Origin of the sequence: Brevundimonas sp. TWP2-1 (assembly GCF_049897645.1) — a bacterium.
Classification (GTDB): Bacteria; Pseudomonadota; Alphaproteobacteria; order Caulobacterales; family Caulobacteraceae; genus Brevundimonas.
Map to the genome: position 1 here is coordinate 965,748 of NZ_JAFCWR010000001.1, position 20,177 is coordinate 985,924.

The window sequence follows — 20,177 nt, forward strand, 5'->3', positions numbered from 1 at the left end:
CCTTTCGACTGTTGAACAGGGAGATGAAACATAAGCTGCCTCAACGCCTTGCGCCAAGAGGCTTCGCGTTATCGTGACCGCGTCGATCTATTGCGTGGGCGACGCCCCGCCCGAAAGGCCCTGCATGATCATTCGATTGATGTCGATCAGGTCCTGAAACGTCTCTTCCCCCCGCATCACCGCCGAGGAGTGGCGATTGATGAACAGGCTCAGGGAAATGATCTGCGCACGCATGGGCGCCCCCAGGGCGTTGGCGGGATCGCTGCAATCGCCGGCCAGCGTCGACCACAGGCGCCGGTTCCAGTCCAGCGCATCGATGCGCGTGGCAAGGTCGGAGGGATCGACGGTCGAGGCATGAACCAGCGCGCGTGTGACCTGACCGAAAAGACGGTACTCCAGGTCGCGCGGGCTCTCAGCTCTCGCTGTCGCCGCTGTGTAGGCCTGAAGCGACATTCAGCACTCTCTCTTCGTATTCGACAATCTTACGAGCCGACATCAGGGCCTTGTAGTATTCTCGCGCCAGCACGTGACGCGAGGCCGAGACGCATTCCGCCAGGATGGCCGGGTTCTGCGTCGCGCCCATGAACTCTGTGATCCGCAGCGCCAATTCGTCGTAAAACTTCGCCGCAGAACTCTCTTCCAGATACATCATCATGATGGGGAAGTAGATGCGTCGGGCAGGCGTGATGACGTCCTCGGCCTGCATAATGTCCTTCTCGCGCAGGACACTGGCGCGGTTTTGAAGGATCAGTACGCCCCGTCGGTCGCCATTCTGGACCACAGCGCCATTCAGGACGAACTTTTCGCCGGGTTTCAGCGACAGCTTCAAGGCCATTGAGGACCGAACTCCAGATGGAACCGAGCCGGTCGTATCCGACAGGCGTTGAATCGAACCTTAGCCCGCCATCAGTTAACCATCTCTTGTGAACCGGCCCCGCTGGAACGCGTATCGTCGCCGCTGCGTTGGTTTCTCGAAGAGGAGACGACAATGCCGGACAACGATTATCAGGATGATCAGGAACAGTCGGAAACTTTCGACGAGACCCATCTGGACGACGAAGGCGACGGTGAGTTCCTGCTCGACGAAGCCGATCAGGTATTGGACGTGACGCAAGCCGACGGTGACGCCGACGAAGAGGAGTTCGACGAGGACGCCGAGGTCGATCTCGACGATCAGTTGGCTTTGGACGGGATCGAGCGCGAGGCCGACGCCCTGCTGGGCGTGGACGGCGAAACCCGCAGCCAGTCCGACGCCGACGGCGAGCCCCAATCAGCGCCCAACGAAATCGAACTCGTCTATTCCGGCTTGATGGAAAATGAGCGCGGTGCCCAGGCCAGCGCCGCCCATTGGGAGGCCAAACGCCTCTCTGACGACGACATCTCTGATCTGGGCTACGGCCCGGACGGCGAACAAGACACTCCGGCTACATCAGGGCCGGCTCGATAAGGGAGACATCGACATGACCGATAACAAGGCACGCCAAGACGCCTCGTCCGACACCCCTCACGCCAAGCGCAGCCCGTCCGAAGACGGTATGCCCGATCAGTTGGACAAGATCGAAAAGAGCGAAAGCCGCCAGGAGGCCCTCGTCGATGAAGGCTTGGAAGAGACCTTCCCCGCCAGCGATCCTGTCTCGGCCAAACGCATCACCTGATCACTGTTCATGCGGATAACGATCCGCTACCCATTTCGTGGAGACACGGAGTGGGTTTTTCATGAGCCGGTTCGAAGGCACTGATCGATACATCGCCACCGGCGATCTGAAGGTGGCGGTCAATGCCGCTGTGGCGTTGGAACGCCCGCTGCTGATCAAGGGCGAACCCGGCACCGGCAAGACCGTGCTGGCCTATGAGATCGCCAAGGCGTTCGACGCGCCGCTGATCACCTGGCACGTCAAATCCACGACCAAGGCCCACAGCGGCCTCTATGAATATGACGCCGTCAGCCGTCTGCGCGACAGCCAGTTGGGCGAGGCGCGCGTTCATGACGTCCGCAACTATCTGAAGAAGGGCAAGCTGTGGGAGGCCTTCACCGCCCCTGCCCGCCCCGTCCTTCTGATCGACGAGATCGACAAGGCCGACATCGAGTTTCCCAACGACCTGTTGCAGGAACTCGATCGCATGGAGTTCTACGTCCAAGAGACCGACGAGACGATCCGCGCCGAGGTCCGCCCGATCGTCATCATCACCTCCAACAACGAAAAAGAACTGCCCGACGCCTTCCTGCGTCGCTGCTTCTTCCATTTCATCCGCTTCCCCGATCCCGAAACCCTGTCGGCCATCGTCGATGTCCACTTCCCCGGCATCAAGCCCCGCCTGGTGTCCGAGGCGCTGAAGACCTTCTACGAAATCCGCGACACCCCGGGCCTGAAGAAGAAGCCATCGACATCCGAACTGCTGGACTGGTTGAAGCTGTTGCTGGTCGAGGACATCGACGCCGAGACCCTGCGCGAAAAGACGCCAAACAAGCTGATCCCGCCGCTGCACGGCGCCCTGCTGAAGAACGAGCAGGACGTGCATCTGTTCGAACGCCTGGCCTTCCTGAACCGCCGCGAAGGCTCGCGCCCCGGCGGCTGATCGCGTGATTACCGCGATTTCACTGGATTGGACGGCAGCAGCGCGCAGTATGGAGGCCACGAGAGGTTCGACCATGCGTCACGTCCTGCTTTATCTAGCCCTCAGCGCCAGCTTGACCGCCTGCGACGGCGACAACTCGGTGCGGATCACCACCACCTCGTCCGGCGACGATCAAGGCGCGGGCGTCCTGAAGGTCATCGACGCCCTGCAATGCCCCGACAGTGTCGGCGTTCTGACCCGCAAGGGTCTGATCGCGGCCGGCGGCACGAGCTGCGTCTATGGCGGACCAAAGGGCGCCGACGTGGTGCTGCATCTGGTCAAGCTGGACGGACGTTCCGTCGATGACGTGCTGCGCGATTTCGAGACGCGGGTCAGCACCGACCTGCCCCACACTGTGGCGCGTCTGGCTCCCGGCGCCGGCGACGCCTCGCCCGCGCCATCGACGACAGAGCCGACCGAGACCGCCTCGGTCCAGGCGCCCGGCGTGGATATCCGGGCGCGTGGCGACGACGCCTCGGTCAATCTTCCCGGGCTGAAAATCGAGACCCAGGGCGATAACGCCAGCGTCCGTATCGGCGGCATCAACATCCAGTCCAAGGATGGACAGAACATCCGCACGGAAACCTCCAGCGTCAGCATCGACACCAATGACAAGTCCACACGCGTGCGCACCCGTGCGCCGGGCGCCGCCACCCGCATGACCTACATCCTGGCCGACGATCAGCCCAGCAACGCCGGATGGCGCCAGGTCGGGTTCGAGGCTAGAGGCCCCAGTGGCGGCCCTATCGTGGTCGCCGTGGTCCGGTCCAAGGATCGCGAGAACGGCCGCATCTTCGACGACGCCAAGGATCTGGTCGCGCTGAACGTCGGCCGCTGACGCCCGTCGAAAGGGCCCCTTTTCCCCGTCCATCAGCATGGATGGGCCCATGCGGCTTGATCCCGGCGCGTCTTTGGGTCACCTGACCCCCCGACAAGCGATCAGGACACGCCCTTTGGCCGAGCGCACACCCAAGAAGAACGCACCGCGCGCATGGCAGCGCATGCTGTCAGGCCGTCGTCTGGACCTGCTCGATCCCTCGCCCTTCGACATCGAGATCGAGGACATCGCCCATGGCCTAGCCCGCGTCGCCCGCTGGAACGGCCAGACCATCGGCGAACACGCCTTCTCGGTCGCCCAGCACTCGTGCGTCGTCGAAGAGATCGCGGCCCACATCAAGCCGGGCCTGGATCCGAAATGGCGCCTGGCCGCCCTGCTCCATGACGCGTCGGAATACGTCATCGGCGACATGATCTCGCCGTTCAAGGCGGCCCTGGGTTCAGGCTACAAGGACTTCGAGGCCCGACTGGAGGCCGCCATCCACCTGCGATACGGCCTGCCGCCCAAGACGCCGCAGACGATCAAGACCCTGATCAAGAAGGCCGACAAGGCCTGCGCCTTCTTCGAAGCGACGCAACTGGCCGGCTTCACCGAAAAGGAATCGCTGGGCTTCTTCGGCAGTCCGCCCGAGGGCTACAGCCTGACCATCGAGCCTCAGCCCGCGCCCGTCGCCCAGGCCCGCTATCTGGAACGCTACCGCGTCCTCGCTGGCGCGGTCGGCCTGATCCCCGCCGACGACGCCTGGCACACGGAATAGAACCATGACGCAAGGGGCGGAGGACGGCGTTCGCATCGGTCTGTCGGCGGTGGTCATGACGCTGAAGGCCCGCCAGGCCGTCGTCCTGACCACCCCGGCCGAGGACGGCGCGCGCGCCCTGCCCTTCGGTCCGTTCGACCCCTTGCGCGACCGCACGTTCGAGCGCGCCCTGCGCGACTTCGTGACGGCCCAGACTGGGTTCCGCCTCGGCTTCGTCGAACAGCTCTACACCTTCGGCGACGCGGGCCGCGCCTCGCCCCGCGCGACACCCGGGCCCGGCCGTCACCGCGAGGTCTCCGTCGGCTATCTGGCCCTGACGCCCGACGCCGCAGAGGGCCAGACGCACGACGCCCGTTGGGACGCCGTCTTCGACTTCTTCCCCTGGGAAGACCGACGCGGCGACCACGACGCCGCTCTGGCCGACGGCCTGCTCACCTGGGCCGCCGGCGACGAACACCGCTTAGCCCGCGCCCGCGCCCTGTTCGCGCTGACGCCTGAGCACCGTTGGAACGAGGAGCGGGTGCTGGAGCGCTACGAGCTGCTGTATGAGGCGCGCCTGGTCGCCGAGGCTTGGCGCGACGCCAATCAGCCTTCGCCCCGCCCCATGCCCGGCCGCATCATGACGTCGGATCACCGACGCATCCTGGCCACCGCTCTTGGTCGCCTGCGCAGCAAGCTGAAATACCGCCCTGTCCTGTTCGACCTGACCCCCGGCGTCTTCACCCTGTCCCAGCTTCAGGCCGGCGCCGAGGCCGTCTCGGGCCTAAGCCTGCACAAGCAGAACTTCCGGCGCGGGGTGGAGCGAACGGGCCTGGTCGAACCCACCGGGCAGCTCTCCTCGACCACAGGCGGCCGACCCGCCGAACTGTTTCGATTCAAGGGCGTGGACGCCCAAACCGGCGCCGCGCCGGGCCTGTCCCTGCCCGCCCAAAGATAGCGTCGGATTTCTTTCACAGACGGGTTGCGAAGCGCTGCGGCTCCGACTAGAGAAGCCCCTCGCTCGACCAAGCGATATCGGCGCCGCGGAGAGGTGGCAGAGTGGTCGAATGTACCGCACTCGAAATGCGGCGTGCCTGGAAGGGTACCGTGGGTTCGAATCCCACCCTCTCCGCCATCCGTCAGCGTCGGCGCTGACAACTGCCAAATTACACAGATCATTGAAGTTTAAAGCGCGCCGCGAAACCACTCGCGCTCGCTGTCGCCTATCGCGCACAAGAAAAAGAGGCGGCCTTTCGACCGCCTCTTCCAAAATGATTCATCATTGAAAGGCCGAGCCGCCGCAGCGGCTCGGCCTTCCGATCAGAAGCGATACCGCGCGCCGACGTAAACCTGGCGACCGGTGTGGTGATAGACGTAGGTGCTGTCACGCGAGGTGCCGATGTCGCCGTGGTTCTGGCGGTTTTCCTCATCCGTCAGGTTCAGACCCTCGACCGAAATGCTCAGATTGTCGGTGAGGTTGTAGGAGGCCGAAGCATCGATCGTCGTGGTCTCGGTCTTGCCCTGATACGGGATCAGGCCAGTCGCACCGTTCGACCCCGGAACGTTCTGGAAATAGGTGTCGCGATAGGCGGCGGAGACGCGGGCGTTGAACTTGCCGTCGTCGTAATACAGCGTCGCATTCCAGGCGTTCGGCGACAGATTCACCAGGTCAGCCGTGACAAAGGCTGCGCAAGTGGCTGTTACGCAATATTGGATCTCGGACTCGACGTGCGTGTAGTTCAGTTGAGTGCCCAGGCTGGAGAGCAGGCCCGGCAGGAACGAGAAGGTCTGCTGATAGCTGATCTCAAAACCTTTCAGCGGCCCGCCTGGCGTATTGGTCGGCGTACTGAACTGATAGGTGTCGTTTGCGGGGCGTGCGCCGGCCGGGAATGCAACCGGATTTAGCGTCGTCAGTTGGCTGTAGGACAGCGGCTCCGTCGTCGTCTGCACATAGGTCGAAATGTCCTTGTAGAAATAGGCGAAGGACAGCAGAGCCTCAGGCGCGAAATAATACTCGACCGACAGATCGTAGGTCGTGGCCCGATAAGGCTCCAATTCCACATTGCCGAGCGACGCCGTGTTGGTGGCCGCTCCGACCGCGCTCAGCGTAAAGACCGGCACGAGGCTGGTGACTGGCGGCCGCGCCATGACCTTGGCGGCACCGACGCGGACGATCAGGTCCTTCATCGGCTCGATTGAGATGTTCAACGACGGCAGGGTGTCGTCGTACTCGTTCTCCCCCCTCACCGGCGTGGCGACGCCCCCGACATTGGAATAGCCCAAGGCATCAACCTCAGTCTTGACCTGACGAACGCCGACGTTGCCTCGGAACGGAACCCCCATCACTTCGGTGTCCCAGTCCGCCTGAACATAGGCGCCGGTATCGGTTTCGGTCACATCGCGCCAGTTGCCGTAGGTCGATGTATTGCCGTTCAGGCCGATCAGACGGAAGTCGCCGCCGGCTACGCCAGTGTCGCAGTTGCAGTTGTAGTTCCAGACGGACTGAAGCGCGGCCAGATCGGGACGGACCCAGGAGGTCGCGGAACTCGAAGGCAGGTCGAGGTTACGGCCGAAGCCTTCGAGCAAGTTCGTGACCGACGCCATCGTCGTCCCCGCCGGAAGGGCCGGAGAGCCATTCGCGTTGTTGGGGCGCGCGAAAGCTCGGCTGCTGGATTCATATTCCTTCCGGCTGACGCCGGCCTTCAGGGTTAGCCAGCTGCTAAGATCAAACTCGAAGCTGGCTTCGCCCGTTGTATAGACGTTGTCTTGGAAGTTGGAGCTGATGCGAAGTTCCGAACGCGGCTGGGCGCCGGTCGGCCCGACCACGCTCCACTGTGTCGGATCCGCAACGTTGAAGCCCCAGTTGATCGCAGGCAAATCCCGGTTCTGGCGGAAGTCGTAGGAATAGCCATCGACGTTCTGGCGGTCGATGATGGCGCTGACCTGAACCGGGTTGGCGAAGCTGGATTCGGCGCGACCGATCAGACCATCGAAACGCAGCCGATCCGAGAACTCATGCTTGACCCCAAAGGTCATCTGCTTGAACTCGGTTTCCAACTCATCGAACCGCTGCTCGCTGCGAATGTCCATATCGTCGAGCTGGGCGTAGATCATCTCGCCGGTGTCGGGATCGACTTCGAAGTTGACGATATCGACCTGCGGCTTTCCGCCTTGGTCAGCGCCGCGGCTCAGCGACCAGGCTTGCAGGAAGTTCTCGCTACGGGTCGAGTCGAGCTTGGAATACAGCATATCCAAGGTGAAGAGCGTCGGGCCGTTACCCGGCCGCGCCTGCAACGACAGGGTCGCGCCCAGACGTTCCTGGCTATGCTCCAGGCTGCCGTAGCGCGGAATACGCGGATGGTAGGTGCGTGCGGCGTTGGGAAGGACGCTGCCGTTCTGGAAACCGCCGTCGGCGCTGGCTGGCCCCCAGCGGACCGAGCTGAAGCCCTCTTCCAGGCTGTCGCGTTCGCTATAGGCGATGGAGAACAAGGCGCCGAGCTGATCGTCGGCCCAGGTGTTGGATACCAAGGCGGCAAAGCGCGGGCTCCAGTCTTGCGACAGGTCGTTGTAACCGTATTGGCCAGACACGGCGCCTTGGAAGCCGACCTTGTCGAACGGCCGGCTGGTCTGCAAATCGACGGTGGCGCCCAGCGAGCCTTCCTCAACCTCTGCCGAGGCGGTCTTGCGCACCGTGATGTTGTTGAACAGCTCAGAGGCGAAGACGTTAAAATCGAAGCCGCGACCCCGGTTCACGCCGCCAGAGGAGTCGGTCGCGCCGGTCGAGGACTGGGCTTCGGTGCCGTTGATGCGGGTGCGGGTGAACTCCGAGCTCAGACCGCGCACGGTGATCGAACGCCCCTCGCCCGCATCGCGATCGATGGAAACGCCGGGGATCCGCTGGATCGATTCGGCCAGGTTGGTGTCTGGGAAGTCCGCAATGTCTTCGGCGGAAATCGCATCGACGACGCCGGCTTCGCGGCGCTTGATGTTCAGGGCGTTCTGCAAGCTGGCGCGGAAACCGGTGACGACGATGTCGTCAACTTCGGCCGCGTCGTCCTGTTGAGGCGCAACGGCCTCGGCCGTCTGGGCGGCGGCCTCATGCGCCATCATGGCCAGGGCGAGCGCGCCCAGCGACGCGGTGGCGACCAGCGCATGGCGCGCAAATTTGTGGCGTTGGGTCATTCTCTTGTCTCCTCCCAAGTGTGGCATGCCGAGGATCGAAATGTCCCCGTTCCAGCCGCCCGCTGCTGGCGGGCGACACCGGTGTCAACGCTTGTTTGCCAAGCTGCTGCCACCGGTGTCATAAATGTTTAGCCACACATGTCGCCGTGTGGCAAGAACGTGACCGCCATGATCTCGAATTTGTAATCTAGCGAATACAGCAGTGCTCAGAGGCTTCTGAACCAACGCCCAGCGCGCAAGACGCTGGCGAGAGGAGGGAAGAATGATCTTCAAGACATACACTTCAGTGTTTTACACGCAGACGGCGGTAAGAACGATGTTCCAGCCCGTTGTCGGTGTTGCGACATGATCACCAGACGCTCGGCTATCGCCGCCGGCCTCGCAGGCGCCGCCTTGCCCTTCGCGGCAAGAGCTGATTCTCACGATCCCCAGGTGCGCACCACGGCTGGGCCGGTGGTCGGAATGCGCCGCGAGGGAGTCAACGTCTTCAAGGGCGTGCGTTACGGCGCGCCGACCCGACGCTTTCAGCCGCCGGAGCGGCCCACCCCTTGGCGCGCGCCAATCCGCGCCACCGAATACAGCGCGGCCTGCCCTCAACGCGGCGAAGAGGCGAATCAGAGCGAGGACTGCCTGTTCCTGAATGTCTGGACGCCGGGGACCGACGCCGCCAGACGGCCCGTGATGGTCTATATCCACGGCGGCGCCTATTCGAGCGGGTCGGGATCGGACCCGCTGTATGACGGGACGCGGCTGGCGGCGCGCGGCGACGTGGTGGTGGTTACCTTGAACCACCGGCTGAACGTCTTCGGCTATGCCTATCTGGCGCGGCTGGCGCCGGGGTTTGAGGACTCGGGCAACGTCGGTCAGATGGATCTGATCCTGGCGCTGCAGTGGGTGCGGGACAATATCGCGGCCTTCGGCGGCGACCCGTCGCGGGTCATGCTGTTCGGCCAGTCGGGCGGCGGAGCCAAGATCGCCACCCTGATGGCCACGCCCGCAGCCCAGGGCCTGTTCCACCGCGCCGCGACCATGAGCGGCCAGCAGGTCACGGCGTCCGGCCCGATCAACGCCACGACGCGGGCGACGGCCTGGCTGAAGGCCCTGGGCTTGACGCCGGACCGGGCGGCCGAGGCGGCGACGATGCCGGTCGAACGGCTGCTGGAAGCGCAGAGCGCCGAGGATCCGATCCTGGGCTTCGGCGGCGTGTATTTCGGGCCGGTGCTGGATTTCTGCACCCTGCCCCGCCATCCTTTCTATCCCGACGCGGCGCCTCTGGGCCGGTCGATCCCGATGATCATCGGCAACACTCGCGAAGAGACGCTGGGCTTCATGGGCAATGATCCCAACAATGTCGGCCTGACGTGGGAGACCTTGGCCTCGCGGTTATCGCCCGGCGTCATGCGGATCGACATCACGCCCGAGGCGGTGATCGCCGGCTATCGCGCCATGCATCCCGACTGGTCGCCCGATCAGGTGCTGATCGCCGCCACGACGGCGGGCCGGTCCTGGCGCGGGGCGGTGATCGAGGCCGAGGAACGGGCCAAGGCCGGGGCGCCCGCCTGGGTCTATCAGCTCGATTTCCCCGGCGAGATGGCCTCGGGTCGCAAGGGCGCCTTCCACACCGCAGACATCCCCCTGGTGTTCGACAATGTCGAGGCGGCCGGCTCGCGGACGCGGGGACCGGGTGCGCAAGGCCTGGCGGACCGGATGAGCGACGCCTTCATCGCCCTGGCCCGCGACGGCGATCCCAATCATGCCGGCCTGCCGCGCTGGGACCGCTATGAGTTGCCTCGCCGCCAGACGATGCTGATGGACGTGCAGCCGCGCATGGCCGATGACCCACGCGGCGACGAACGGGCCTTCTTCTCGGCCATTCCCTACATCCAGCCAGGAACCTAAAGCGCGAAATCGAGCCGGGCGGTCCAGGTGCGGACCAGATCGGGCCATACCTGAGCGGGCTTGCCCTGGATCAGACGGATGCCGAAACCGTGGCCGCCTTCCTGGAACAGATGCGCCTCGGTCGGGACGGCGGCGGCCTTGAGCGTGGTCAGCAGTTGCAGGCTGTTCTCGACCGGCACCGAGGCGTCGTCGATAGCATGCAGCAGGAAGACGGGCGCCGCGCCCCCCCAGTTCATCCGCTGCAGAGAATAGGCCGCGATGCGCTCCGGCGACGGCGTCTCGCCCAGCAGGTGGGTGCGCGATCCGGCGTGGACATAGGGGTCCGCCATGGTCGCCACAGGATACATCAAGACGGTCAGGTCCGGGCGAAGCGACAGGGCGTCGGCGGCGTCCGTTGGCGCATAGGTCGCATCCGTCCGCGCACTGGCCAGACCCGCCAGATGCCCGCCGGCCGAAGCGCCTAGGACGGCGATCTTCTTCGGATCGACCCCATAGTCGGCGGCCTGACTGCGGATCAGCCGGATGGCGCGCTGCGCGTCCTGAAGCGGCGCATCGGCCCCGGCGGCCCATCCGTCGGCCGGCAGGCGATAGCGCAGCACGAAACAGGTCGTGCCGCTGGCCGCAAAGACGCGCGCGACGTCGTAACCCTCCTTGTCCAGCACCGCCCAGCGATAGCCCCCGCCGGGGATCAGCAGCATGGCCGAACCGTTCGGACGCTCCGGCCGGAACACGGTCAGGATCGGGTCGGTCGTGTATTGGGCGTAGCGGTCATGAAAGGCGGGATCGGTCGAGCGCTCGGGCACGATCGGCGTGACCGTCACCCCCTGCCCGCCTGGCGCGCCGTCGGGCCACAGGCGGATGATCTCGGTCGGATCGGCCGGACCAAGGCGTCCGCCGTCAGCGATCGTCTGCGCCCATGCGCCCTTGACCCTCAAGGCCATCCCGGCTCCGGCCGCCAGTCCAAGAAGCGTCCTGCGTTCCATATCCATCGTCGTACCTCGCATATTTGAACGGAAAACGGCCAGACGATCGCTCGCCCGGCCGCAATCCTCGATGCGTCAGGGCCTATGCCCCAGCGCCGTTTTTCAGACCTTGGCCGGTTCGTATTTCGGCATGATAAGGTGAATGACCAGAAGCGCGATCAGATAGACCGAACCGGCCACGATGAAGATGGGCGTGTAGGTGCCGATCTTCTCCAGGATCTGGCCGACGTATTTGGAGAAGACCATCCCCCCGATACCGCCCAGCATCCCGCCGATTCCGACCACCGATCCCACGGCCTTCCTCGGGAAGACGTCGCCGGGCAGGGCATAAAGGTTGGCCGAGAAGCCCTGGTGCGCCGCTGTGGCCAGGCCGATGATCAGGACCGCGACCCACAGGTTCGACGCCTCTGCGGCGAACATGACCGGCACGGCCAGCACGGCGCACAACAGCATGGTCAGCTTGCGCGCCTTGTTCAGGCTGATGCCCATATGCATCATCCGCGACGACAGCCAGCCCCCGCCCACGGAACCCACGTCCGACAACAGATAGATGGCGACGATAGGCGGACCGAAGGTCTTCAGGTCCAGGCCGTAACGCTTGCCCAGGAAGTCCGGCAGCCAGAACAGGAACATCCACCAGATCGGATCGATCAGGAATTTGCCCGCCGCATAGGCCCAAGTCTCCTTAACGGTCAGCAGCTTGAGCCAGCCCACCTTCTCGTCCGTGTCGGCCGGATCCTGTTCGATATAAGCCAGTTCAGTCGCCGACAGGCGCTTTTGCTCGCGGGGCTTGCGATAAACCAGCAGCCAGATCGGCAGCCAGACCAGACCCAGGACGCCGGTAATGACGAAGGCCATTTGCCAGCCGAACGACAGCACCAGAATCGGCACGATCAGGGGCGTGACGATGGCCCCGATGTTGGTGCCGGCATTGAACAGGCCGGTCGCCAGAGCGCGTTCCTTCTTGGGGAACCACTCGGTTACGGCCTTGATGCCGCCCGGGAAGCCCCCGGCCTCACCGGCGCCCAGCACCATCCGGGCCATGATGAAGTGGGACAGATCGCGCGCGCCGGCATGCAGGATATGGCCAACCTGCCAGATGGCGAATGCGATCCCCAGCCCCCACCGGGCCCCGATCTTGTCCATCAGCCGGCCCCAGATCGCATAGAACAGGGCATAGGTGGCCTGAAACCAGAAGACGATGTCGGCATAGTCGGTCTCCGACCAGCCCATCTCGACGGACAGGGTCGGCTTGAGGAAGCCGATCATCTGCCGGTCGACGTAGTTGATCACCATGGCAGCGAACAGCAGCCACATGATCAGCCACCGGTACTTGCCCGGTGACGGCGCCTTGATCTGGATTGGCGGCGCGACGGAAGCGTCTGACATGGTTATAAAAACCCGTTCCTAAATTTCCTCGACGCTTCCCTGCTCTTTCCGTCCCTGAACGGCGGCGGGGTGGGCGTCCGATGATGTTTACTTGGCCTCGGCCCTGACGACCGAACAATGAAGTTCTGCGATACCCTTGAAGATGCACACGGCCTCGTCGCCCGCGTGGACACGGTGAACGCCGGTGACGGCGCCGGTCGAGACCAGCGTGCCCGCCTTCAGCGGACGGCCCCAGCGCGCGCAATGCTCCAGCAGGAAGCGCACCGATTCCATCGCGCCGCCGGCTAACGACAGCGAGCCGCCCGTGCCGACGCTGGCGCCGTTGATCACGGTCTCGACCTTGATGCCGTCCAGACGCTCGCGCCAGTTCTCGACCTCGGGACCGATCATCAGCCCGCCGTTGTTGCCGAAGTCGGAAGCCACGACGGCCGAGCCCAGGTCGTTGATCGCCGAGAGAGGGCTGCCGGCCAGTTCGACGCCGATGAAGACCTTGTCCACGGCGGCCGTGGCCTCCTCAGTTGTCCAGTCGGTCTTGGCGGGATCAGCGTCTGCGCCGATGCGGGCGATGAATTCCGATTCGACGGCGGCGAAACCGCCCTCGATCTCGGGCAACGGCACGACGGTGTCGCCGGGCGCGGGCCAGACGTTGCGCGCGAAAATGGCGCCGGCCAGGCGGTGGATGCCCAACGTCGGCTGTTGCGCCGGCGGCACGCCGCCCACCTTCCAGCCCACGACCTCGTCGGGGAAGAGACCGATGGCGATGTCCTGAATGGCGTAGGATTCGGCCATGCTTTGGGGAATCGCGCCCGGATAGTCGGGCGTGCAGCGCGCAGCCAGGCGGGCCTCGACGAACTGTCGGGCGATGTCGGCGTGGTCGGCCGACAGGGCGGCGGCCGGACCGGAATCCGGGACGGGCGTCGCGCTCATTGGGCGTGGCTCGCGAATGAAGGGGTCGAAGTCAAAGCAGTCGCCTCGTGAATAAGCTTCGATAAGAGCGGCGAAGGAAACCGGTGTCAATGCGCTTTAGCAACGCCCCATGGCGCTGACCGCGAGTCGCGGCTATGCCTTTGCATTGCACATAGAGAAGGAGCCGAACCTTGGCTCAGGACGATCCGCGATCCGGCAAACCGGGCAAGCGGGCCACGATCAACGATGTCGCCAGAGAAGCGCAGGTCTCCAAGAAGACCGTCTCGCGGGTCATCAACCAATCGCCGTTCGTCAAGGAAGACACGCGCGAACGGGTCAATGCGGTCATCAAGACCCTGGGCTTCACCCCCGATCCCCAGGCGCGCGGCCTGGCGTTCCGGCGCTCGTTCCTTGTCGGCCTGATCTACGACAACCCCAGCCCGACCTATGTCGTGAACATGCAGCAGGGCGTGCTGGATGCGCTGAAGGGTTCGGGGCTGGAGCTTGTCGTCCACCCCTGCAACCGCAACTCCCCTACCCTGCTGGAAGACATTCGCGGCTTCGTCGAGCGTCAGCGGCTGTATGGCGTCATCATGCCGCCGTCGGTGTCGGAGGACGAACAGGTCATCGACCTGTTGCGAGACCTGGACTGCCCCTATGTCCGTATCGCCTCCGTGTCGCTGGACGAGCCGCAGGCCATGGTGGTCACCAACGACTGGATCGGCGCGGCCGAGGCGGCGGCGCATCTGGCGGACCTCGGGCACCGGCGAATCGGACTGGTGCGCGGCCCGGACCTGTTCCGGTCGTCCGCCGTCCGTGGCAAGGGGTTCCTGGACGCCCTGGCCGAGCGGGGCATACCGCTGGACCCCGCCTATGACTTCAAGGGCGCCTATACGTTCGAATCGGGCGTTGAGGCTGGGCATGCCCTCTTGGCGCTGGATACGCCGCCGACCGCCATCTTCACCCTGAACGACGACATGGCCATCGGCGTGATGCAGGCGGCGCGAGATCGCGGGCTGGAACTGCCGCGAGACCTGTCGGTCGTCGGCTTCGACGACCTGCCGATGGCGGCGCGGGTATGGCCCAACCTGACATCCGTGCGCCTGCCGATCCGCGACATGGGACGGATGGCGGCCGAGAAGCTGCTGGCGCCGATGCGCGGCGTCGATCCGGCCAAGATGCAGCAGCCGGAAGTCCGCCCGGCCCTGGTGGTGCGCAAGTCCGCGATCCCTGCGGCTTGAAAAAGTCGGTCGGCGCGCGTGATCGCGCGCCGACCTCTATGTCTTAAGCCGTTTCGAGAACGGGCTTGGCGGCGAGAACGCCCTTCAGATACTCGCGAATGCCTTCGTCCGTGGCGTTGGCGAAGAAGTATTCCTGGAAGCGCTCGCCGGCGATCGCGGCCTTCAGCAGGTCCTGGTCCATCGTCTTCAACACCGTCAGCATGTCGTGGCAGGTCACGGCCTTCAGGTCGCTGAGGACGCCACGGTTCTTGCGCATGATCTCGGCCCGCTCCTTGGGATAGCCCAGGCCGCGCTCGCCTTCGAACAGCTTGCGATAGACGTCCTGAAGGTTCAGTTCGGCGGCCCAGCCGAAGCCTTTGGCGTAAGGCATGGCGATGGCGTTGCCGTCATTGATCTGGCCGAACAGGAAGGCGTCGGTGGGGTCGATGATCAGACCGCAGAAGACGCCCGGCATGGCGTTCGCGGCCAGCATCGAGCCCGTGCCCGTGCCGCAACCGGTGACGACGAAATCGGCTGCGCCCGAATTCAGCAGGATGCCGGTCAGGACGCCGTTCATCACATAGGTCAGCGACGCCTTGTCCTCGGCCGCATACATTCCATAGTGGAAGACTTCATGGCCCAGGGGTTCCGCGACGGCGGTCAAGGCGGCATGCACCGTCTCGCTTTTGGCGGCCTGGCTGTTTTCAATGATGAGAGCGATCTTCATGGGGGAATCCTCAAGACGGTGGCGAAGCGATGCCGAACAGATGTCGGCGATTATGGTGTAATCCATTGCATCATAATATGACACCGGTTACCTAGTCCACAGAAGGACGGACGCAAGATCCGTCAGTGGCTCGCGCTGCGAGCTTCCAGGGAGAGCCGCATGTACGACCCCATGTACGACAAGGTCTATCAGGCCACCCATCCCGACATGATGGACGGCGCCACGAACCAGCAGCTGCGGGATCGCTATCTGATCGAGGGCCTGTTCGTTCCGGGCAAGATCAGCCTGAACTATTCCCACCACGAGCGGATGATCATCGGCGGCGCGACCCCGGCCCAGACCGCCCTTACCCTGCCCACCCATTCGGAGCCGCCGTCGCTGGCCGGCGCGGCCTTCCTGCAGGCGCGCGAACTGGGCGTGGTCAATATCGGCGCCGCCGGTTCGATCACCGTTGACGGCGAGACGATCGAACTGGGCTTCCGTGACGGCCTTTATGTGCCGATGGGATCGAGGGACGTCAGCTTCGCCTCGAACAACCCGGCCGAGCCCGCGAAATTCTATCTCGTCGCCACCCCGGCCCACGCCCGCTATGACCTGACCAAGATCTCGATCGACGAGGCCGTGCCGCTGGAAATGGGCGCGCTGGAGACGTCGAACGAACGGACCATCTACCAGTATGTCGTGCCGGCCAAGGTGAAGTCCTGCCAGCTGCTGTTGGGCGTGACGGTGCTCAAGCCCGGCTCGGTGTGGAACACCATGCCGCCGCACATTCATGACCGCCGTTCGGAAGCCTACCTCTACTTCGGTCTGGGCGAGGACGACCGCGTCTTCCACTTCATGGGCGAGCCGGACAAGTCACGCCACATCGTCGTCGCCGACGGCGAGGCCGTGATCTGCCCGCCGTGGTCGATCCACACGGGCGCAGGCACTTCGAACTACACCTTCATCTGGGGCATGGGCGGCGAAAATCTCGACTACACCGACATGTACAAGCTCGACATCTGTCAGTTGAAGTAATCAGGACAAGAGGAAGAAAAACATGAGCAATCCGTTCGATCTGACCGGCAAGGTCGCCCTGGTGACCGGCGGCAACGTGGGTCTGGGTCAAGGCATCGCCCTGGCTCTGGCCGAGGCCGGCGCCGACATCGTCTCCGTCGCCCTGTCGGATTCCGACGACACAGTCGCCAAGGTGCAGGCGCTGGGCCGTCGCGCCCACGCCATCAGCGCTGACCTGACCTCGATCGAGCCGGTCGAGCGCGTGGTTCAGGAAGCACTGGCCGCCATGGGCCGCATCGACATACTGGTGAACAACGCCGGCCTGATCCGTCGCGCCGACGCCGTGGACTTCACCGAAGCCGACTGGGACCTGGTGATGAACATCAATCTTAAGACGGTCTTCTTCATGAGCCAGGCGGTCGCCCGCCTGTTCATCAAACAGGGCGACGGCGGCAAGATCATCAACATCGCCTCCATGCTGTCCTTCCAGGGCGGCATCCGTGTGCCCTCCTACACAGCGTCCAAGTCGGGCGTCGCCGGCCTGACCAAGCTGATGGCCAACGAATGGGCCCCGCACCGCATCACCGCCAACGCCATCGCGCCCGGCTATTTCGCCACGGCCAACACCCAGGCCCTGCGCGAAGATCCCGTCCGTTCGGCCGAGATCCTGGGCCGCATCCCGGCCGGTCGCTGGGGCGAGCCGTCGGACCTGGGCGGCGCGGCCGTCTTCCTGGCCAGCCGGGCCTCGGACTATGTCCAGGGCGCCATCCTGCCGGTCGATGGCGGCTGGCAGGCGCGCTGATACCCAGCTAGCCTTGCGACCATGACAGACCACGCCTCATCCAGACGCATCCTCTGCTTCGGCGAGATGCTGCTGCGGTTTTCGCCGAACCAGAACGAACTGCTGATGCAGTCCCCCGCCCTGACGATCCGTCCGGCGGGGGCCGAGGCGAACGTCGCCGTGTCCCTGGCCCGCTTCGGCGCGCCAACCGGCATGGCGACGGTCCTGGCCGACAATGCGCTCGGCCGGGGCGTGCGCGACGAGGTGCGCAAGCACGGCGTCGACACCTCGCCCGTCGTCTTCAAGCCTGGGCGGATGGGGCTGTATTTCCTCACGCCCGGCGCCGTGCGTCGCCCGTCGGAGGTGCTGTACGACCGCGGCGGCTCGGCCTTCGTCGAACATGTTCACACCGCCTTCGACTGGGATCAGTTGCTGGACGGGGTCGAATGGCTGCACGCCTCGGGCGTGACGCCGGCGACGGGGCCAAACGGCTCGGCCGCTGCGGTCGCCATCATCGAGGCCGCCGTCCGCAAGGGCGTGATGGTCAGTTATGACGGCAATTTCCGCGGCAAGCTGTGGGAGCAGTGGGCCGGCGATCCGCCAACCACCCTGGGCAAGATGCTGGCCGGCGCCACCGTCGCCTTCGCCGACGACCGCGACTTCGCCCTGGTGCTGAAGACCCGGTTCGACAGCGCCGACCCGGCCGTTCGCCGCCGCGAGGCCGCCAAGGCCGCCTTCGCCGCCTTCCCCCGTCTGCAACGCATCGCCTGCACCCTGCGCGTCCAGGACAGCGTCACCGACCAGGCCTTGTCGGCGGTCATGCTGACCCGTGACGGGGACAATGTGATCGAGACCAGCGCCGAGGCCATCCACATGGCCGGCGTCGTGGACCGGGTCGGCGGCGGCGACGCCTTCGCCTCCGGCGTGCTGTTCGGCCTGTGGAGCGGATGGTCGGACCAAGAGGCGCTGGACTTCGGCTTGGCCGCCGCCGGCCTGAAGCACTCCGTGCCGGGTGACTTCAACCTGTTCACGGCCGACGAGGTGCGCGCGGCCATGGGCGACGGCGGGTTCGATATCCGCCGCTGAGGCCGCAAACATCGTGATTTGCTGGAGGCCGCGTGGAGAAGTCCATGCGGCCTTTTTCATTGGCTTGCTAGGACTAGGAAACCGGTGTCAGTCATGCTTGAGTGGCGCTTCGAAACGGTCGCCAAGAACCGTCCGAGAGAGGTCACACCAGGAGTTCCCATGTCCGTAACGTCCATGAACCGCCGCGCTCTGCTGGCCGCCGGCGCCGCCGCCACCTTCGTCGCCGCATCCGGCCCAGCATTGGCCCAGGCCTCGCCCGAGCGCGCCGCCGTCCTGGACGCCATGAAGCGCGCCGCCCGGTTCATGAGCGAGGAGGCCGCCGTAGAGGGCGGCTATGTCTGGCAATATCTGCCCGATTTCTCGCGCCGCTGGGGGGAACTGGAAGCCAGCCCGACCATGATCTGGGTCCAGCCGCCCGGCACGGCGACCGTGGGCCACCTGTTCCTGGACGCCTATCACGCCACCGGCGACGCCTTCTATTACGAGGCCGCCAAGAAGGCCGCCGACGCCCTGGTCAAGGGCCAGCACCCGGCCGGCGGCTGGAACTACGTCATCGACACGGCCGGTGAAGAGTCGCTGAAGCAGTGGTACGGCACGGTCGGCGCCAACGCCTGGCGGCTGGAGGAATTCCACCACTATTACGGCAACGCCACCTTCGACGACGCAGGCACGGCCGAGGCGTCGCAACTGCTGCTGCGGGTCTATTTGGAGAAGAAGGACCGCAAATATCTGGCGCCCCTGAACAAGGCGATCAGCTTCGTGCTGGAGAGCCAATATGAAAACGGCGGCTGGCCCCAGCGCTATCCGTTCGTCCAAAACGGCGGCCTGCACGGGCGCGCAGACTATACGCCCTACATCACCTTCAACGACGATGTGGCGGGCGAGAACCTGGAGTTCCTGATCTATGCCTATCACGGCTTGGCGCGGAACGGCCGGGGCGATGCGAAGATCCTGGACGCCATCAACCGCGGCATGGACATCTTCGTGAAGACCCAGCAGCCGCAGCCGCAGCCGGCCTGGGGCCTGCAACACTTCCCCGACACGCTGAAGCCGGCCGGCGCCCGGACCATAGAACCCCAGGCCTTCGTCACCCATGCGACGGGAACCAACATCAAGTCGATGCTGGGCTTCTATCGCCTGACCGGCGACCGCAAGTATCTGGCGCGCCTGCCCGAGGCCATGGACTGGCTGGATCAGGTGGCGACCAAGCCGCCGCTGAACACGGCGGGCCGCACGCACCCGACCTTCGTTCTGGAGGGCGCCAATACGCCGATCTACATCCACCGGCGCGGTTCCAACATCGCCAACGGCCAGTATTACGCCGACGACAACCCCACCAATCTGATCGTCCACTACGGCTCGTTCCGCAACGTGGACACCCCTGCCCTGCGCGCCGAATATGCGCGCCTGTCGGCCCTGCCGGTCGATGAGGCCACACAAGGCTCGCCCTTGAAGGCTCGTCCCGGCTCGCTGAACCTGCCGAAATATTTCACGCTTCAGGACGTGGACGTCTGGGACATGTCCAGCGACGCGCGCCGTCCGACCCCCCCGCACGCCAACCGCGCCGCCGAGGTGATGGCCGGGCTGAACGCACGCGGCTACTGGTCCACGCCTCTGACCACGACATCCAATCCCTACAAGGGACCGTCCCCCACGACGGTGACCGGCGGCGAGTATCAGATGACCCGCGTCGGCGACCTGTGGGACACTTCGCCCTATCAGACAGACTTCCCGGTCGAGGGCGTCTCAACCTCGGTCTTCATCCGCAACATGGGCGACCTGATCGAGGCGTTGGGCGTCTAAGGATCTGGGCGTCTA

General features: G+C 64.9%; 19 protein-coding genes and 1 tRNA gene. 13 read left to right on the plus strand and 7 right to left on the minus strand.

Going from position 1 to position 20,177, the window contains the following annotated elements:
* Window positions 1–87: 87 nt before the first annotated feature.
* On the minus strand, window positions 88–453 hold the full coding sequence (gene flaF / locus ACP7BH_RS04885; RefSeq protein WP_409714756.1) for a flagellar biosynthesis regulator FlaF: 366 nt from the start codon (window positions 451–453) through the stop codon (window positions 88–90).
* The gene (flbT, locus tag ACP7BH_RS04890; RefSeq protein WP_409714753.1) at window positions 413–835 is read right to left on the minus strand and encodes a flagellar biosynthesis repressor FlbT; all 423 of its coding nucleotides are present in this window, start codon (window positions 833–835) and stop codon (window positions 413–415) included. The genes flaF and flbT overlap by 41 nt, the downstream gene beginning before the upstream one ends.
* Window positions 836–988: 153 nt before the next feature.
* On the opposite strand from flbT, the gene ACP7BH_RS04895 reads away from it, so the two are divergent.
* The 7 genes from ACP7BH_RS04895 to ACP7BH_RS04925 all read left to right on the plus strand — a co-directional run bounded on the left by ACP7BH_RS04895 (window position 989) and on the right by ACP7BH_RS04925 (window position 5,325).
* Window positions 989–1,447: a hypothetical protein gene (locus tag ACP7BH_RS04895; RefSeq protein WP_425983216.1), complete on the plus strand. Its 459-nt coding sequence runs from the start codon at window positions 989–991 to the stop codon at window positions 1,445–1,447.
* Window positions 1,448–1,460: 13 nt separating this feature from the next.
* Window positions 1,461–1,655 carry a hypothetical protein gene (locus tag ACP7BH_RS04900; protein ID WP_425983214.1) on the plus strand — a complete coding sequence of 65 codons (195 nt, stop codon included), beginning with the start codon at window positions 1,461–1,463 and terminating at the stop codon, window positions 1,653–1,655.
* 61 nt (window positions 1,656–1,716) lie between these two features.
* Window positions 1,717–2,577 carry an AAA family ATPase gene (locus ACP7BH_RS04905; RefSeq protein ID WP_346495511.1) on the plus strand — a complete coding sequence of 287 codons (861 nt, stop codon included), beginning with the start codon at window positions 1,717–1,719 and terminating at the stop codon, window positions 2,575–2,577.
* Between the two features lie 73 nt (window positions 2,578–2,650).
* Window positions 2,651–3,454, plus strand: coding sequence for a methyltransferase type 11 (locus tag ACP7BH_RS04910; RefSeq protein ID WP_425983212.1), 804 nt, complete (start codon window positions 2,651–2,653; stop codon window positions 3,452–3,454).
* A 115-nt stretch (window positions 3,455–3,569) separates the two neighbouring features.
* Window positions 3,570–4,211, plus strand: coding sequence for a YfbR-like 5'-deoxynucleotidase (locus ACP7BH_RS04915; RefSeq protein ID WP_135195719.1), 642 nt, complete (start codon window positions 3,570–3,572; stop codon window positions 4,209–4,211).
* Window positions 4,212–4,215: 4 nt separating this feature from the next.
* Complete coding sequence (locus tag ACP7BH_RS04920) at window positions 4,216–5,148, plus strand: NUDIX hydrolase (protein ID WP_425983210.1); 933 nt, start codon at window positions 4,216–4,218, stop codon at window positions 5,146–5,148.
* An 87-nt stretch (window positions 5,149–5,235) separates the two neighbouring features.
* Window positions 5,236–5,325: transfer RNA gene (locus tag ACP7BH_RS04925), tRNA-Ser, on the plus strand.
* Between the two features lie 185 nt (window positions 5,326–5,510).
* On the opposite strand, the gene ACP7BH_RS04930 is transcribed toward ACP7BH_RS04925, so the two are convergent.
* The gene (locus ACP7BH_RS04930) at window positions 5,511–8,372 is read right to left on the minus strand and encodes a TonB-dependent receptor (RefSeq protein ID WP_425983208.1); all 2,862 of its coding nucleotides are present in this window, start codon (window positions 8,370–8,372) and stop codon (window positions 5,511–5,513) included.
* A 345-nt stretch (window positions 8,373–8,717) separates the two neighbouring features.
* Here ACP7BH_RS04930 and ACP7BH_RS04935 point away from each other — a divergent pair, with 345 nt between their 5' ends.
* A complete protein-coding gene (locus ACP7BH_RS04935) occupies window positions 8,718–10,271 on the plus strand; it encodes a carboxylesterase/lipase family protein (protein WP_425983206.1) in 1,554 nt (517 codons plus the stop codon).
* Here ACP7BH_RS04935 and ACP7BH_RS04940 read toward each other — a convergent pair.
* From ACP7BH_RS04940 to ACP7BH_RS04950, 3 genes are all read right to left on the minus strand, one after another.
* Window positions 10,268–11,254: an alpha/beta hydrolase gene (locus ACP7BH_RS04940; protein ID WP_425983204.1), complete on the minus strand. Its 987-nt coding sequence runs from the start codon at window positions 11,252–11,254 to the stop codon at window positions 10,268–10,270. The genes ACP7BH_RS04935 and ACP7BH_RS04940 overlap by 4 nt on opposite strands.
* A gap of 102 nt (window positions 11,255–11,356) precedes the next feature.
* Window positions 11,357–12,643, minus strand: coding sequence for an MFS transporter (locus tag ACP7BH_RS04945; RefSeq protein ID WP_425983202.1), 1,287 nt, complete (start codon window positions 12,641–12,643; stop codon window positions 11,357–11,359).
* 87 nt (window positions 12,644–12,730) lie between these two features.
* A complete protein-coding gene (locus ACP7BH_RS04950; RefSeq protein WP_425983200.1) occupies window positions 12,731–13,570 on the minus strand; it encodes a 2-keto-4-pentenoate hydratase in 840 nt (279 codons plus the stop codon).
* 170 nt (window positions 13,571–13,740) lie between these two features.
* On the opposite strand from ACP7BH_RS04950, the gene ACP7BH_RS04955 reads away from it, so the two are divergent.
* Window positions 13,741–14,790: a LacI family DNA-binding transcriptional regulator gene (locus tag ACP7BH_RS04955; protein WP_425983198.1), complete on the plus strand. Its 1,050-nt coding sequence runs from the start codon at window positions 13,741–13,743 to the stop codon at window positions 14,788–14,790.
* A gap of 43 nt (window positions 14,791–14,833) precedes the next feature.
* Here the strand turns inward: ACP7BH_RS04955 and ACP7BH_RS04960 are convergent, their stop codons facing one another.
* Window positions 14,834–15,496, minus strand: a complete 663-nt coding sequence (locus ACP7BH_RS04960; RefSeq protein WP_425983196.1) for an RpiB/LacA/LacB family sugar-phosphate isomerase — start codon at window positions 15,494–15,496, stop codon at window positions 14,834–14,836.
* A gap of 171 nt (window positions 15,497–15,667) precedes the next feature.
* On the opposite strand from ACP7BH_RS04960, the gene kduI reads away from it, so the two are divergent.
* The 4 genes from kduI to ACP7BH_RS04980 all read left to right on the plus strand — a co-directional run bounded on the left by kduI (window position 15,668) and on the right by ACP7BH_RS04980 (window position 20,162).
* Entirely contained in the window at window positions 15,668–16,513 is an 846-nt protein-coding gene (kduI, locus tag ACP7BH_RS04965; RefSeq protein WP_425984795.1) for a 5-dehydro-4-deoxy-D-glucuronate isomerase, read from the plus strand.
* A 22-nt stretch (window positions 16,514–16,535) separates the two neighbouring features.
* Window positions 16,536–17,294, plus strand: coding sequence for a 2-dehydro-3-deoxy-D-gluconate 5-dehydrogenase KduD (gene kduD / locus ACP7BH_RS04970; protein ID WP_159850826.1), 759 nt, complete (start codon window positions 16,536–16,538; stop codon window positions 17,292–17,294).
* Between the two features lie 21 nt (window positions 17,295–17,315).
* Window positions 17,316–18,359: a PfkB family carbohydrate kinase gene (locus ACP7BH_RS04975; protein WP_425983194.1), complete on the plus strand. Its 1,044-nt coding sequence runs from the start codon at window positions 17,316–17,318 to the stop codon at window positions 18,357–18,359.
* Window positions 18,360–18,518: 159 nt separating this feature from the next.
* Window positions 18,519–20,162 carry a pectate lyase gene (locus ACP7BH_RS04980; RefSeq protein ID WP_425983192.1) on the plus strand — a complete coding sequence of 548 codons (1,644 nt, stop codon included), beginning with the start codon at window positions 18,519–18,521 and terminating at the stop codon, window positions 20,160–20,162.
* Window positions 20,163–20,177: the final 15 nt, after the last annotated feature.

What these genes read in the sequence shown, in the direction of transcription:
- flaF (WP_409714756.1), bottom strand. Translation starts at nt 453, where the DNA reads ATGTCGCTTCAGGCCTACACAGCGGCGACAGCGAGAGCTGAGAGCCCG.
- flbT (WP_409714753.1), bottom strand. Translation starts at nt 835, where the DNA reads ATGGCCTTGAAGCTGTCGCTGAAACCCGGCGAAAAGTTCGTCCTGAAT.
- ACP7BH_RS04895 (WP_425983216.1), top strand. Translation starts at nt 989, where the DNA reads ATGCCGGACAACGATTATCAGGATGATCAGGAACAGTCGGAAACTTTC.
- ACP7BH_RS04900 (WP_425983214.1), top strand. Translation starts at nt 1,461, where the DNA reads ATGACCGATAACAAGGCACGCCAAGACGCCTCGTCCGACACCCCTCAC.
- ACP7BH_RS04905 (WP_346495511.1), top strand. Translation starts at nt 1,717, where the DNA reads ATGAGCCGGTTCGAAGGCACTGATCGATACATCGCCACCGGCGATCTG.
- ACP7BH_RS04910 (WP_425983212.1), top strand. Translation starts at nt 2,651, where the DNA reads ATGCGTCACGTCCTGCTTTATCTAGCCCTCAGCGCCAGCTTGACCGCC.
- ACP7BH_RS04920 (WP_425983210.1), top strand. Translation starts at nt 4,216, where the DNA reads ATGACGCAAGGGGCGGAGGACGGCGTTCGCATCGGTCTGTCGGCGGTG.
- ACP7BH_RS04930 (WP_425983208.1), bottom strand. Translation starts at nt 8,372, where the DNA reads ATGACCCAACGCCACAAATTTGCGCGCCATGCGCTGGTCGCCACCGCG.
- ACP7BH_RS04935 (WP_425983206.1), top strand. Translation starts at nt 8,718, where the DNA reads ATGATCACCAGACGCTCGGCTATCGCCGCCGGCCTCGCAGGCGCCGCC.
- ACP7BH_RS04940 (WP_425983204.1), bottom strand. Translation starts at nt 11,254, where the DNA reads ATGGAACGCAGGACGCTTCTTGGACTGGCGGCCGGAGCCGGGATGGCC.
- ACP7BH_RS04945 (WP_425983202.1), bottom strand. Translation starts at nt 12,643, where the DNA reads ATGTCAGACGCTTCCGTCGCGCCGCCAATCCAGATCAAGGCGCCGTCA.
- ACP7BH_RS04950 (WP_425983200.1), bottom strand. Translation starts at nt 13,570, where the DNA reads ATGAGCGCGACGCCCGTCCCGGATTCCGGTCCGGCCGCCGCCCTGTCG.
- ACP7BH_RS04960 (WP_425983196.1), bottom strand. Translation starts at nt 15,496, where the DNA reads ATGAAGATCGCTCTCATCATTGAAAACAGCCAGGCCGCCAAAAGCGAG.
- kduI (WP_425984795.1), top strand. Translation starts at nt 15,668, where the DNA reads ATGTACGACAAGGTCTATCAGGCCACCCATCCCGACATGATGGACGGC.
- kduD (WP_159850826.1), top strand. Translation starts at nt 16,536, where the DNA reads ATGAGCAATCCGTTCGATCTGACCGGCAAGGTCGCCCTGGTGACCGGC.
- ACP7BH_RS04975 (WP_425983194.1), top strand. Translation starts at nt 17,316, where the DNA reads ATGACAGACCACGCCTCATCCAGACGCATCCTCTGCTTCGGCGAGATG.
- ACP7BH_RS04980 (WP_425983192.1), top strand. Translation starts at nt 18,519, where the DNA reads ATGTCCGTAACGTCCATGAACCGCCGCGCTCTGCTGGCCGCCGGCGCC.